The organism is Siminovitchia fortis (assembly GCF_007681465.1).
Classification (GTDB): Bacteria; Bacillota; Bacilli; order Bacillales; family Bacillaceae_C; genus Siminovitchia; species Siminovitchia fortis.
In genome coordinates this window covers 16187-30281 of the sequence record NZ_VEKZ01000002.1, presented here as the reverse complement: position 1 = coordinate 30281, position 14095 = coordinate 16187, and the positions used below count along the sequence as shown (strand labels likewise).

General features: G+C 45.6%; 12 protein-coding genes. 1 reads left to right on the top strand and 11 read right to left on the bottom strand.

Annotated elements, in window-relative coordinates:
- Nucleotides 1-18: 18 nt before the first annotated feature.
- From rsmB to FS666_RS01095, 10 genes are all read right to left on the bottom strand, one after another.
- Entirely contained in the window at nt 19-1356 is a 1338-nt protein-coding gene (rsmB, locus tag FS666_RS01140; RefSeq protein WP_144461445.1) for a 16S rRNA (cytosine(967)-C(5))-methyltransferase RsmB, read from the bottom strand.
- On the bottom strand, nt 1349-2299 hold the full coding sequence (fmt, locus tag FS666_RS01135; protein WP_186306508.1) for a methionyl-tRNA formyltransferase: 951 nt from the start codon (nt 2297-2299) through the stop codon (nt 1349-1351). Before fmt ends, rsmB begins: the two co-directional genes overlap by 8 nt.
- The gene (def, locus tag FS666_RS01130) at nt 2287-2790 is read right to left on the bottom strand and encodes a peptide deformylase (protein WP_144461415.1); all 504 of its coding nucleotides are present in this window, start codon (nt 2788-2790) and stop codon (nt 2287-2289) included. The genes fmt and def overlap by 13 nt, the downstream gene beginning before the upstream one ends.
- 22 nt (nt 2791-2812) lie before the next feature.
- A complete protein-coding gene (gene priA, locus FS666_RS01125; protein WP_144461417.1) occupies nt 2813-5215 on the bottom strand; it encodes a primosomal protein N' in 2403 nt (800 codons plus the stop codon).
- A gap of 5 nt (nt 5216-5220) precedes the next feature.
- A complete protein-coding gene (gene coaBC, locus FS666_RS01120) occupies nt 5221-6417 on the bottom strand; it encodes a bifunctional phosphopantothenoylcysteine decarboxylase/phosphopantothenate--cysteine ligase CoaBC (RefSeq protein WP_144461419.1) in 1197 nt (398 codons plus the stop codon).
- A gap of 106 nt (nt 6418-6523) precedes the next feature.
- Entirely contained in the window at nt 6524-6760 is a 237-nt protein-coding gene (gene rpoZ / locus FS666_RS01115) for a DNA-directed RNA polymerase subunit omega (RefSeq protein WP_120069539.1), read from the bottom strand.
- A 1-nt stretch (nt 6761) separates the two neighbouring features.
- Entirely contained in the window at nt 6762-7376 is a 615-nt protein-coding gene (gmk, locus tag FS666_RS01110) for a guanylate kinase (protein ID WP_120069536.1), read from the bottom strand.
- Between the two features lie 9 nt (nt 7377-7385).
- A complete protein-coding gene (gene remA, locus FS666_RS01105; RefSeq protein ID WP_018705194.1) occupies nt 7386-7643 on the bottom strand; it encodes an extracellular matrix/biofilm regulator RemA in 258 nt (85 codons plus the stop codon).
- Between the two features lie 46 nt (nt 7644-7689).
- The gene (locus tag FS666_RS01100) at nt 7690-8565 is read right to left on the bottom strand and encodes a YicC/YloC family endoribonuclease (RefSeq protein ID WP_144461421.1); all 876 of its coding nucleotides are present in this window, start codon (nt 8563-8565) and stop codon (nt 7690-7692) included.
- A gap of 344 nt (nt 8566-8909) precedes the next feature.
- Nucleotides 8910-11579: a calcium-translocating P-type ATPase, SERCA-type gene (locus tag FS666_RS01095; protein WP_144461423.1), complete on the bottom strand. Its 2670-nt coding sequence runs from the start codon at nt 11577-11579 to the stop codon at nt 8910-8912.
- A gap of 142 nt (nt 11580-11721) precedes the next feature.
- Between FS666_RS01095 and FS666_RS01090 the strand changes: the two genes are divergently transcribed.
- The gene (locus FS666_RS01090; protein WP_144461425.1) at nt 11722-13449 is read left to right on the top strand and encodes an Rqc2 family fibronectin-binding protein; all 1728 of its coding nucleotides are present in this window, start codon (nt 11722-11724) and stop codon (nt 13447-13449) included.
- A gap of 20 nt (nt 13450-13469) precedes the next feature.
- On the opposite strand, the gene pyrE is transcribed toward FS666_RS01090, so the two are convergent.
- Entirely contained in the window at nt 13470-14093 is a 624-nt protein-coding gene (gene pyrE / locus FS666_RS01085) for an orotate phosphoribosyltransferase (protein ID WP_144461427.1), read from the bottom strand.
- Nucleotides 14094-14095: the final 2 nt, after the last annotated feature.

Below are 14095 nucleotides of genomic sequence, written 5' to 3'. Positions count from 1 at the left end.
ATTGTCATTATTTCCATACTATGATCCTTTTTTTCTGAAAGAGGATATAAAAAACCCGTCTCCGCCGAAATCCTGCGGGAAAATTTGCAATGAATATTCATTATCCTTCATTGGCAGTGCTCCCGGCATTCGAAGACAATTCGGTTCAAACTCAGGGTGATGTTCCAGAAAGTGTGCGGCCGTTTCCTCATTTTCTTCTTTATCGACGGTACATGTACTGAACACAAGTAATCCGCCTTTTTTAACCAGCTTGGACGTTTCATTCAAAATATCCGTCTGTACGCTCTTTAGTGCATAAATATCTTCTTCGGCCTTAGAATACTTGATATCAGGCTTTCTCCTCAATACTCCAAGTCCCGAACAAGGGGCATCCACAAGGACCCTGTCAAATGATTCCATTTCAAAGACATCCCCCGTTTTGCGGCTGTCCATGGCCTTTGCCTCCACATTTTTCAAATGAAGCCTTTTAACCTGATCCATAATCAGTTTTACTTTATGGGGGTGCAGATCAAGTGCAATCACTTTTCCTGTATTATCAAGCATTTCTGCAATGTGGGTTGTTTTTCCTCCCGGGGCTGCACATGCATCCAGCACTCGCTGGCCGGGTTCAAGCTCAAGGGCATAAGCCACTAACATAGAGCTTTCATCCTGAATCGTAAAAAGCCCTTCTTTATATGCTTTTGAACGGGCAAGGTTTCCTTCCACCGCTTGGATTCCGAATGGAAGCAAAGGACTCGGGACAGCCGATATCCCCTCTTCCTTCAGTTGTTCAATGACATGCTCCCGGTTTGTGAGGGTTTCATTCACTCTGGCAGTCTGTACAGGGGCAAGAAGGTTCTCTTCACACATTTTCTTTGCTTGATCAAAACCATACTGATCAATCCAACGCTTAACGAGCCATTCGGGATGGCTTGTTTCGATGGAAAGCCGCACGGTTGGATCTTTAATTTCATCAAGGGAGGGTATTCCCTTTCTTTGAATGGATCTCAATACTCCATTTACCAGTCCTGCTATCCCTTTATGGCCGCGTCTTTTAGCAATTTCAACAGCTTCGTGGATGACTGCGCGGTCCGGAATCTTGTCAAGGTATACCATCTGGTAGACGGAAAGCCTCAATAAAAGCCTGACCCAATGTTCCACTTTCTTTTTTACAAAAGGATTCAAATAATAATCAAGCGTCATTTTCCTTTGGATTGTCCCATAGCTGATTTCCGTCAAAAGGGCGGCATCCGCACCTGTGAATTGATACTTTTTAATTGTTTCGTTGAGAAGGAGATTGCTGTATGAACGGTTCCTCTCCACCGCTTCGATAATATCCAGTGCAGCTTCCCTGACGTTTTTTTTATGTTTATTCATCATGTCCGCCCAATTTCAGCCCCGGTTCCAGAAATGAGCCGGCTCCCCTTAAAAATTGGGAAGCGGGCATCCTTTTCTTGCCGGCAGGCTGAAGTTCAGTTATTTTTATCGCAGTGTCATCCCCGCTGGAAACGATAAACCCGTCTTTTTCGACTTTTATAATCGTTCCTGGTTCGCCAACTTGGCCGGCCTGCTTTTGCGCTCCCCAGATTTTTAGCACTTCATTGTTGAGCTTTGTATAGGCCACGGGCCAAGGCCGCAGGCCCCGGATTTGATCATAGATTTCCCGGCCGGTTTTTTTCCAGTCAATCTTTTCCTGTTCACGTGTAATATTGGCGGCAAATGTAGCCAAATCCTCGTTTTGGGGAATTCTATCAGCTTCACCGGAAATGATTTTCGGCAGCGTATCAGAAAGAAGTTCAGCGCCTGCCGAGCTTAATTTATCATGAAGGGAACCGACATCATCATGTTCTTCTATCGGCACTTCCACCTGGCTGATCATATCTCCCGCATCTAATTTCTCAACCATATGCATGATGGTAACACCGGTTTTATCTTTCCCTTGTAAAATGGCATAGTGAATGGGGGCCCCGCCGCGAAGTTCAGGAAGGAGGGAAGCATGCACATTGATGCAGCCAAGCTTTGGGAATTCCAATATTTCCTTTGGCAAAATTTGTCCGAATGCTGCCGTAATGATCAAGTCAGGGCCAATTGCCAATATTTTTTCCGTTTCCTCTGCAGCACGGATTTTTTCAGGCTGGAAAACAGGTATGCCGAGATTCACCGCTTCCACCTTCACAGGCGGAGGGGTCATCACTCTTTTTCTTCCTACAGGGCGGTCAGGCTGTGTGACAACAGCCGCAACATCATAACCGTCTTCAACGAGTCTTTTCAAAATGGGCACGGAAAAGTCAGGCGTGCCCATGAATATCACTTTTGTAATTGTTCTTCACTCCAATCTCCCAGTTCCGATTCATCGACATATTCAACCACTTTCGATGTAAAAAGAACCCCATTTAAATGATCGATTTCATGCTGGATGGCGCGCGCCAGATAGCCTTCCGCCTCCAAAATAAATTCATCCCCGTAACGGTCGTTTGCTTTGATTATGACCAATTGCGCCCGCGGGACTTTTCCATAAATGCCTGGAAAGCTTAAACATCCTTCAATGTCGATCTGTGTACCTTTTTGCCCGATGATTTCCGGGTTGATCAATTCAAACCGCCCTGATTCTTCCCCTTCCCCAATATCTACTATTGCAATTTGGCTGATTATGCCGATTTGCGGAGCCGCAAGCCCGACACCATCTTCGGCGATCATCGTGTCATACATATTATCCAATAGACGATGGAGATTCTTGTCAAAGCTTTTCACCTGTTCACACACAGTTTCAAGAATTTCATTTGGGTGGTGAACGATTTGAAGTATAGACAAAGCTGACCCTTCTTTCTGTTCGCTACATCATATTATATGGGTTTATATCAATCGTGATGGATAAACCATCACGGGAAGCTTGTGGATTATAATGCTCCAGTACTTTTCTCATTGCTGAAAAAAGGTTTGGTTCACGCTTGTATTTTATCAGACATTGATAGCGATATCTATCATTGATCTTTGGTATCGGCGAAGCGACAGGGCCCAATAAAATCGCTTCTTCAGAGATGTTTGATTTTAAGAAATTTGATATTTTCTCGGTAGCGGCCACCGCCTGCATCAGATCCTCGTGGGTGACGGTCACAAGCGCCAGGTAATAAAAGGGCGGGTATAGACCGATTTTTCTCATGGCCATCTCTTGATTATAAAAACGTTGGTAATCCTGCAGGGCGGCCAATTGAATGCTGTAATGTTCGGGGGTATACGTTTGAACAACCACTTCTCCGGACAATTCATGCCTTCCCGCCCTTCCGCTGACCTGGGTCAGCAGCTGGAACGTTTTTTCTGCAGCCCGAAAATCCGGCAAATGCAGCATCGTATCCGCACTGAGCACCCCTACAAGGGTGATATTGGGAAAATCCAGGCCCTTGGCAATCATTTGAGTCCCCAGTAAAATATCTGCTTTACCGGCTTGGAAATGCTCGAGAATCTTTTCATGTGCCCCTTTTCTCGTCGTTGTATCCACATCCATCCTTATAATCCTTGCTTCAGGGAGGAGTTTTACCAGTTCTTCCTCAACTTTTTGTGTACCCATCCCAAAATATCTGATATGGCTGCTGCCGCATTCCGGGCATTCCGCAGGAACGCCCGTCTGGAAACCGCAGTAATGGCACTTCATTTCATTGGATGAGCGGTGATAGGTCATGGAAATATCGCAATGGGGACATTGCATGACATAACCGCAGTCCCTGCACATGATAAAAGTGGAATGGCCCCGCCTGTTCAGGAACAGGACGGTCTGCTCCCCTTTATGAAGGCGGTCTTTTATTTTTTCAAACAGATCGGATGAAAACATCGACCGGTTCCCGCTTCGCATTTCCTCTCTCATATCAACAACCGTTACTGGAGGCAATCCCCTGTCATTCATTCTTTTTGAAAGGGTGAGCAGGTGATAGACGCCTTTTTGGGCCCTGGCAAAAGACTCAAGCGAAGGTGTCGCGCTTCCGAGAATGACAGGACAGCGATGGTACTCCCCTCTTTTGATGGCTACATCGCGCGCATGATACCGCGGAATCTCTTCCTGTTTATAGCTTGACTCATGCTCTTCATCGATAATGATGATGCCGAGATTCTCAAAAGGGGCAAATATCGCAGACCGTGCGCCGACAACCACTTTCACTTCTTTCCTTTGAATCTTTCTCCACTCATCGTATTGTTCCCCAATGGAAAGCCGGCTGTGCAAGACAGCCACGTCGCTTCCGAATCTTCCTTTAAACCGCTCAACCATCTGGGGGGTCAAAGCAATTTCAGGAACAAGGACGATCGCTTCTTTTCCCTGTTTGATCACTTCCTGGATCGCCTGCAGGTACACTTCCGTTTTCCCGCTTCCGGTTACGCCATATAAAAGAAACGTTTCATGTGATCGTTCCGCGATAGAACGCAAAATCGGATCCATTGCTGCCTGCTGGTCCTTTGTAAGAGGGAGCGGGCTTGTTCTTTCAAAGTCTTTGTGCTCATAAGGATCACGGTATTCTTCCACCATATGTTCCGATAAAACGCCTTTTTTGATCAGTGCCTTAATGGCAGCTGCGGGCACCCCGGCTTCCTTGGCCAAAACAGCCGCTTCAATCATACCCGGCTCTGAATCCAATAGATGCCGGATCAGCTTTGCCTGGTTGACGGCGTTGGATGGGAGTGAAAAGAGAATGTCTTCCAGCTCATCTTTTCCAGCGGCCAATTCAACAGCCCTTTTCAACTTTTTCCTTGCCCTGTCCTTTACAAAATAAATCACTTCGGCGTTGCCTTTTTCAATCTCTTTATGCAGTGCCGGGAGAAGGCTGCGCTTTTCAGCTTCTTTCCATGTAACCTCCTGTTTTCCCTCAAACAGCTCATCGAGGAGCAGGCTCGCATTGTCCGTCCTTCTGATGATCTTTTCATACTTGGCTTTCATGGCAACGGGCAGCATCGCATGAAAAACAGATACTTTATAAGATATGGTCTCCTTCGCCATCCAGTCTCCCAATTGAAGCAGTTCTTCATTCAATACCGGCGCCAAATCAAGCGGCTGAATGATATTTTTTATTTTTTCTATATCCGTATGTTCGTTCAACTTGACAACAAAGCCCTGTATGGACCTTGGGCCGAAGGGAACAGCTACCCGCATGCCCGGCCGGATCATGCCTTCCCATTTTTTCGGAACAGCGTAATCGAATACCTTGTCTGTCCCCAAGGAAGGGACATCAACAATAACCTGTGCTATTGTCATAAGCGTCAATCATCCCCCAGCTTTTCCGATATCTCCAATAAAATCCTTCTTGCCGTTTCCTGTTTGCTCAATAACGGGAGCGAAACGCTCGAAAGGTCTTTATGAAAAATTGTGACGATATTCGTATCCCCTGCAAAACCGGCCCCTTCTGCAGCTACATTGTTCGCCACGATCATATCTGCATTTTTCTTGATCAGCTTATTTTTGGCATACTCTTCCATATTGTCGGTTTCTGCAGCAAATCCGACGAGAAACTGGTGTTTTTTCTTTTGTCCCAGCTCAAATAGGATGTCTTTCGTCCTTTCCAGTTCTATGGCCATGTCGCCAGCCTGCTTCTTCATTTTCGAATCATGTACCAATTTCGGCCTGTAATCTGCAACTGCGGCACTCTTGATGATCACGTCGGCTTCATCCGCATAAGCCATTACTTCATCGTACATGTCCGCAGCGCTCTCAACATGTATGACTTTTACTCCTTTGGGCTCCGGCAGTGCATTTGTCCCTGTAACCAAAATGACTTTTGCTCCCATCAATGCCGCCTGCTCTGCAAGAGCATAGCCCATTTTGCCGCTGGATCGATTGGTAAAATACCGGACGGGGTCGATTTTCTCCTTTGTAGGACCTGCTGTTATTAAAAATGTCTTGCTTGCAAATAACTTTTCCGATTCAAAATGGGCTTTCACAAGTTCCAAAATTTTAGCCGGTTCTTCCAGTCTGCCTTTTCCGACATAGCCGCAAGCCAAATAACCTTCCCCCGGTTCGAGAAAATTACAGCCCATCAGCATAAGGGTTTCCATATTCTTTTTGACGGCAGGATGCCCGTACATATGGACATTCATTGCAGGCGCAATCCAGACCGGGGCTGCCGACGCCAACAGAGTGGTGGTCACCATGTCATCCGCTATCCCGTTTGCCAGCTTGCCGATCGTATTGGCCGTTGCAGGGGCTACTAAAATCAAATCCGCCCAATCAGCTAGGTCTATGTGGGCAATCACTCCAGGGTTATTTTCAATAAAAGTGTCCACAAAGACTTCGTTTCGCGATAAAGCCTGGAACGTCAGCGGGGTGACAAACTTCTTCACAGAATCACTCATGATGACTTTCACATTGAAGCCTGACTGCACAAGCTTGCTTGTCAAATCTGCAGCTTTGTAAACGGCAATGCCCCCTGTGACACATAACAAAACATTCTTTTTTTCCACAGCAAATATCCCCTTTTTTCATCCTCTATTCTTTCTATTATGAATGATTTACGGTCTTTATAAAAGAAAAAACCTGCCTTGTCGACAGGTTGAATATGACGGATTATTATGCCGGATCTTGTTTGGCTTCATCTTCTGACTCATCGCCATCCGGCTCTTTCATCGTCAAGACTCCATTATAAATCTCTTCAAGGGCTTTTCCTACAAACTTATGTGATCTGTATTTTTCCAGCTGGGGATTATGATCTTCCTGGAGCTTACGTGCCCTTTTTGCCGCAACCGTTACGAGTGAATATTTGGAGTCGATCACATTCATTAATTTATCTATTGAAGGATATAACATGTTACTTCACCTCCAGCATTTCGATATATTTATCAATGACGCGCTCACTGCGGCAGTGCTCCGCCTGGACAATCGCATTGATTTTGTCAACTGCCCGCTCGACATCATCATTTACAACAATATAATCATACATACTTGTCAGTTCAATTTCTTTCCTTGCTGCTTCCATTCGGTTGCGGATCAAATCCACCGACTCTGTTCCCCTGCCGACAATTCTGTTTTTCAGTTCGGCAAGGCTTGGGGGCATGAGAAAAATGAAGATGCCATCGGGGATTTTTTCCCGGACCTGTTTGGCACCCTGAACTTCAATCTCCAGGAAAACATCTTTTCCGGCTTCCAATGTTTCCTTTACATAATCAACAGGAGTGCCGTAATAATTGCCCACGTATTGAGCGTATTCAAGCAGTTTCCCCTCTTCGATCAGCTTTTCAAACTCCTCCTTGGACTTAAAGAAGTAGTCGACTCCGTCAACTTCCCCTTCGCGGGGTTTTCTCGTCGTCATGGAGATAGAATATTCAAATTTGGCATCCGGCCGTGAGAAGACCGCCTTTCTGACAGTCCCTTTCCCAACTCCTGACGGTCCGGAAAGCACAATCAAAATCCCTTTATCACTCATTCAATAATCCTACCCTTCTTCCTGGCCATTCGAAATTAAACGTTGGGCAACCGTTTCAGGCTGTACTGCCGAAAGAATGACGTGCTCACTATCCATGATGATCACCGCACGCGTCCTTCTTCCATATGTAGCATCTATTAAGGTTGCCCTCTCACGGGCATCCTGAATCATCCTTTTGATCGGCGCTGACTCAGGACTGACAATTGATATGATCCGGTTGGCAGAAACAATATTTCCAAAACCTATGTTTAAGAGCTGTATCGGCATGCTGCTCCTCCAGTCGACTTCGGCTGCTCAGCCTTATTTCTATCATTCATTCGATATTCTGCACCTGTTCACGCAACTTTTCAATCAACACTTTCATTTCAACCGCCATGATGGATATGTTTGAATCGTTGGCTTTGGAACCGATCGTATTCACTTCCCGATTCATTTCCTGTATGATGAAGTCCATTTTTCTTCCAATCGGCCCAGTCGCAAAAAGTGCTTCCCTAAATTGGGATATGTGGCTTATAAGCCTTGCCGTTTCTTCACTTATGTCGGCTTTGTCGGCAAAAATGGCAGCTTCGGAAACAATCCTTGTTTCATCTATGTTTTCCTTCACCATTTCATATAATTTGCTTCGGAGCCTGTCAGTATATGTTTTTTGAACCAATGGGGAAAGTTCCTTTGTTTTTTGGACAAGTTCTTCCAGAGAGTTTATGTAAGAATCCAATTCAATTGATAATGAGTTTCCTTCTGTTTCCCGCATTTTCAGTACCTGAGCGGCTGCATCATCGGCAGCACTCAATAACAATGAAAGTACATCGCCGTCAATATCGCCTGTTTCGCCAACTATAACGGCTTCTTCCAGCCTGAACAGATCGGATAAAACGGTTTCCTCGGCCAATCGATATCTCTTCTTTGCTTCCTTTATAAAATGATAATAACTGTCCATCAAATCCCAGTCAATATGCAATTCTTTTCCCGGTGAAATATTTCCTGACACTTTGATATTCAATTCAATCCGGCCTCTGTTGAATTGCTTGCTGAGCTGGTTCCGAAGCGGGATTTCAGCCTGGGAAAGCTGTGGAGGCATTTTTATGTGGAATTCGCGGTAGCGATGGTTAACAGTTTTGATTTCAACTTGCACCATGCAATCGGATGTCTGTTTGACACTCCGTCCAAAACCGGTCATGCTCATCACCATATGAGTCACTCCGTTCAACAAAAAGCGCAATCGCCTTGATTAGTTGTCCATTCTTTTTTTAAAAGTAAAAGAAAGTATAAGCTGATATGAAAATTTTTTTTCAATAGAGGCCTTTCTTTGTCCAGCTCCAGCGCCCAGCGACTAGCAAACTTCACACTCCTCCACTCCGATAAGTCAACATCGGCTCGTACCTCGCCGTGTTTCCTTTATCTCATTGCGGAGTGCTCCAGTTTGTACGTCGCTAAACGGGCGCTTGCGCTTTTCTTAAAATAATGATTTATATTTTTAACTTGAAGAAAAAAAGGCAATAGATATCTCTATTACCTTGTTGATTATAACATACACTATTTTCTTTTTCTTGAAAAAAACGTTCCTGCCAGCAAAAAGGTGGGGACTGCACTCAGGCCAAGGATCAACAGCCAGTCTCTCGGTTCAACCGCCACCGTGTGGAAAATCGGCTGGAAAACAGGGACATAAATGACGATAAACATCAGCAATGCCGAGGAAATGACCGCCCAGACCAAATATTTATTTTCAAATGGATTTCGGGAAAAGATCGATATTTCGCTCCGGCAGTCAAATACATGTATGAGCTGGGCCATGACGAGTGTGGCAAAAGCAACTGTCTGGGCATATGGCAAATCGTTTGGATTGCGATGATAGACGATGACAAAAGCAGCCAAAGTGACAACTCCGATCAAAAATCCGCGGGAAAGGATTTTCCAGCCGAGCCCGCGGGCAAAAACGCCTTCTTTGGGATGCCGCGGATTTCTTTGCATCACGTTTTCCTCCGGCTGATCCAGCCCAAGAGCCATAGCCGGCAATCCATCAGTGACCAGATTGACCCATAAGATTTGGATGGGAACTAGGGGCAGTGGCAGGGACATTAGCATGGCAAACAGCATAACAAGTATTTCCCCCACATTTGATGCCAGCAAATACCGGATGAATTTCCGGATATTTTCGTAAATATTCCTTCCCTCTTTGATTGCCGCTTTGATCGTTGCAAAGTTATCATCCAGAAGGATAAGGGAAGATGCTTCCTTGGCCACGTCTGTCCCGGTGATTCCCATCGCGATTCCTATATCGGCTGCTTTGATGGCAGGGGCATCGTTTACACCATCGCCTGTCATCGCTACAATGTGGCCTTTGTTCTGCAGTGCATTGACTATTTTCAATTTATGCTCCGGAGATACTCTCGCAAAAACAGATATGTCTTCCACTACGGTTTCAAGATCTTTCACAGAAAGCTCATTGAGCCTGCGCCCATCCATTACCTTTGTTTCCTTGGCACCGTTTGACAGGATACCCAGCTGGCCGGCAATGGCACACGCGGTTTCAACATGGTCGCCTGTGATCATTACCGTCTTGATCCCTGCCCTCTTACACTCAGCGACAGCTGCTTTCACTTCAGGACGCGGGGGATCGATCATTCCCTGTAAACCGATCAATGTCAAATTTTTCTCAACATCTTCGGCTCTTTCCGGAATTGGGCCTCTCAAAGGCTTATAGGCTATGGCAATTGTCCTGAGCGCCATGGATGCCAACTGTTTCACAGCACCTTGGACCTCCTGCATCAGCTGGCCGCTTAAGGCTTTTTGCTTTCCCTCCCACAGGATGGCATCACTTTTTAATGACAGGACATCCGGTGCTCCTTTTGTAATGACAAAACGTTCTTCGGAAGGACCTTTTACGATAACGCTCATCATCTTGCGGGCGGAATCGAATGGATATTCCTTTTCGATGATGAACTGCCCGAGAAGGGATTTTTTATCGATCCCGGCCTTTGCCCCTGCGATTAACAATGCACCTTCCGTCGGATCCCCGTCCACGTTCAGTTCCTTGCCTGACATTTTGATTTCGGCATTATTGCACAGTGTCCCAAAAGTGAGAAGCTGGTACAGTGTTTTCTCCCTTTCAACCTCAATTTTTTTGTCCTGGGCGAAAAATTCCCCGGAACCGGCCACTGTCCATGTTTTTCCGCCGCCCCATAAATGGGTGACGGTCATTTTATTTTGGGTCATTGTTCCCGTCTTGTCTGAGCAAATGACCGAGGCACATCCGAGCGTTTCAACAGCCGGAAGCTTTCGGACGATCGCATTTTTACGGATCATCCTTTGGACACCCAGTGACAGGGCAATCGTGACAATGGCGGGCAGGCCTTCCGGAATGGCCGCAACAGCAAGGGAGACACCTGCCAGGAACATCGTATAAATATCATGGCCATGGAAAATACCTGCCAATACGACCGCGACTGTCAGAAGCAGCGCGACTGTGATTAAAATTTTTCCAAGCTGATCGAGTCTTCTTTGCAGCGGAGTCATGATCGTTTCAGCGGTTTGGATCATCCCGGCAATTTTTCCCATTGCCGTGTTCATTCCGGTTGCCGTGACGATGCCTATCCCATTTCCCCGGGTCACCATCGTTCCCATGAATGCCATATTGTTCAAATCTCCGAGAGAAGGATTTTCATCCAGAATGGGATCTGAATGTTTCTGAGCAGGTATCGATTCCCCGGTCAGAGCCGATTCCTCTATTTCCAAATTGTTTGAAACGATGATCCGCATATCGGCTCCCACCCGGTCACCGCTTGAAAGTTTGAGAATATCACCAGGCACAGCATCTTTTGAATCTATTTTTATCCAACGCCCGTCCCGGAGAACGTTGACCTTTGGCGCGGATAAATTTTTTAATGCCTGCAGGGATTTTTCTGCTTTGCTTTCCTGGATAAAACCAAGTAAGCCATTGATTAAAACAATGACCATGATCGCGACCGCATCGACATATTCACCGAGCAGCCCGGATATTAGCGTGGCCGCCAATAATACAAGCACCATAAAGTCCTTGAATTGGCTGAAGAAAAGAAGGATGGCAGATTGTTTTTCCCCTTCTGACAGTTCATTCCGGCCAACCTTTTTTCTTCTCTCATCAGCCATCTTAGTGGACAATCCTGTCTTTGTATTTGTATGAAGCGACTTCGCCGCCTCATTTGTATCCATTTGGTGGTATATCATCGCACAACCGCCTTCCCCTATGACAAGCAATAGTTGTCCTTATCATTGCAAGCTTATTCAGGAACAGGGCCATTCATGATATAATTTTTCTTATAGGTAAAAAATCACGGAATCATAATTATATAAGTAAAGGATGTTTTTAATGGCTTTTGACGGACTGTTTACCAGGGCTATGACAAAGGAACTTTCTGAAACATTGATTGGCGGCAGGATCAATAAAATTCAGCAGCCGTATAAAAATGAAATGGTCATTACTGTTAGGGCGAAGGGAAAGAACCATAAACTTCTGCTTTCCGCCCATCCCAGCTATTCCCGGATACAGTTGACAGAGGAATCATATTCGAGTCCTGATGAGCCTCCCATGTTCTGCATGATGATGAGAAAACATCTGGACCGCGCCATTGTCCAAAACATATACCAGTCCGGACTTGACAGAATTGTCATTTTTGAAATGAAAGGCAGAGATGAGCTCGGAGATGAATCAATCAAGCTTTTAATCATGGAGATTATGGGAAGGCACAGCAATATCATTCTTGTGGATCAGGCAAATGATAAAATAATAGACAGCATCAAGCATATTCCCGCTTCAGTGAACAGCTACAGGACTGTATTGCCCGGCGGCACGTATATATTTCCGCCTGCACAGAACAAGTTGAATCCATTGGAAGCCGGCACCGAGGATGTGATGCGGAACATCGACTTTAACAGCGGAAAAATCGATCGGCAAATTGTGCAGCAGTTCGCAGGGATTTCTCCGCTTTTTGCCAAAGAAATCACCTTCCGCTGCGGCATGGTTAACAGGAGCACCCTTCCACCGGTTTTCTTGGAAATTATGGAACAAGTAAATTCACATCAATACCATTATACCATCACAAGTTCCGGGGGCAAAAGCGCTTTTTATCTGCTGCCGCTTACGCATATGAAGGGAGAATCCAAACCTTTTTCTACATTAAGCAGTATGCTGGACAGCTTCTATTTCGGCAAGGCCGAAAGGGACCGGGTCAAACAGCAGGCGATGGACCTGGAAAGATTGATGAAGAATGAGAAGGAAAAAAATGAAAAGAAAATCATCAAGCTTGAGGCGACATTGGATAAAGCTGAACAAGCCGACAAGTTTCAGCTTCTTGGAGAGCTTTTAACTGCTAATATGCATCTTGTCAAAAGGGGCATGAAAGAAGTTTCCGTTGTGAATTATTATGACACTGAAGGCGGAACAGTCAGCATCCCGCTGGATCCCCGAAAGGGGCCATCGGAAAATGCGCAAAGCTTTTTCACCAAATATCAAAAAGCCAAGAACTCCATTAGCGTAGTCAAACAACAGATTCAACAGGCAAAGGATGAAATCACTTATTTTGATGGGCTGCTCCAGCAATTATCCTCTGCATCAGTCGAAGATATTGATGAAATTCGCGATGAGTTGATCGAAGAAGGCTATATAAGGCGCCGGCAAAACAGGTCAAGGAAAAAGCCGTCGGGAAAGCCTGCTGTTGAGAGGTATGAAGCAAGCGACAAAACCGCAATCCTTGTGGGAAAAAATAATAAGCAAAATGATTATTTAACAAACAAATTGGCCCGCAGGGACGAGATCTGGCTCCATACGAAAGATATTCCGGGTTCCCATGTCGTTATCCGCAGTACCGATCCAACGGATGAGACCATCCTCGAAGCTGCTATGCTTGCCGCCTATTTCAGCAAAGCGAGAGATTCTTCTTCCGTACCCGTCGACTACACCAAAGTCCGCCATGTAAAAAAGCCGAACGGCGCAAAGCCGGGGTTTGTCATATATGATCAGCAGAAAACTGTGTATGTCACGCCAAATGAAGAACTGGTACGAACCATGAAAGTCAATGAGAAAAAGGCTGCCTATTAAAACAGCCTTTTTCTCATTGATTATTTTCCCCATTCTTCCGGGTTTTCGCGCCAGTTGCGGAGTGTTTCAAGATCTTCTTCTTTGATCAATTCTTTATTGAATGCTGTTTCAATCAGGTTTGAATAACCCGTTAAAGAAAAAGCCCTGATACCTTCTTCACCAAAAGATTTTTTCGCTTTATCCAGCTCATAGGAAAAAATACTGACAACACCCAAAACATCGCAGCCTGCCTCTTGAAGCGCTTTGACAGCAGTGATGGAGCTTCCTCCGGTAGAGATCAGGTCTTCAACCACAACGACTTTTTGCCCCTTCGAAGCTTTTCCTTCTATTTGATTTCCCTTTCCATGGGACTTGGCTTTTGATCTGACATAGCACATGGGCAGGCCCAGTATGTCGCTGACCCATGCTGCATGCGGAATGCCTGCCGTAGCTGTTCCTGCGATCAGTTCCACTTCAGGGAATTGTTTTTTGATCAGTTCCGCCAGCCCTTCAGCAATTTCTTTTCTGACTTTCGGATAAGACATCGTTAATCGATTATCGCAATAGATAGGCGCCTTCATCCCGGACGACCATGTGAACGGATCGTTCGGCTGCAAAAAGACGGCTTTTATATCAAGTAAATGTTCGGCAATTGATTCGCTCATCA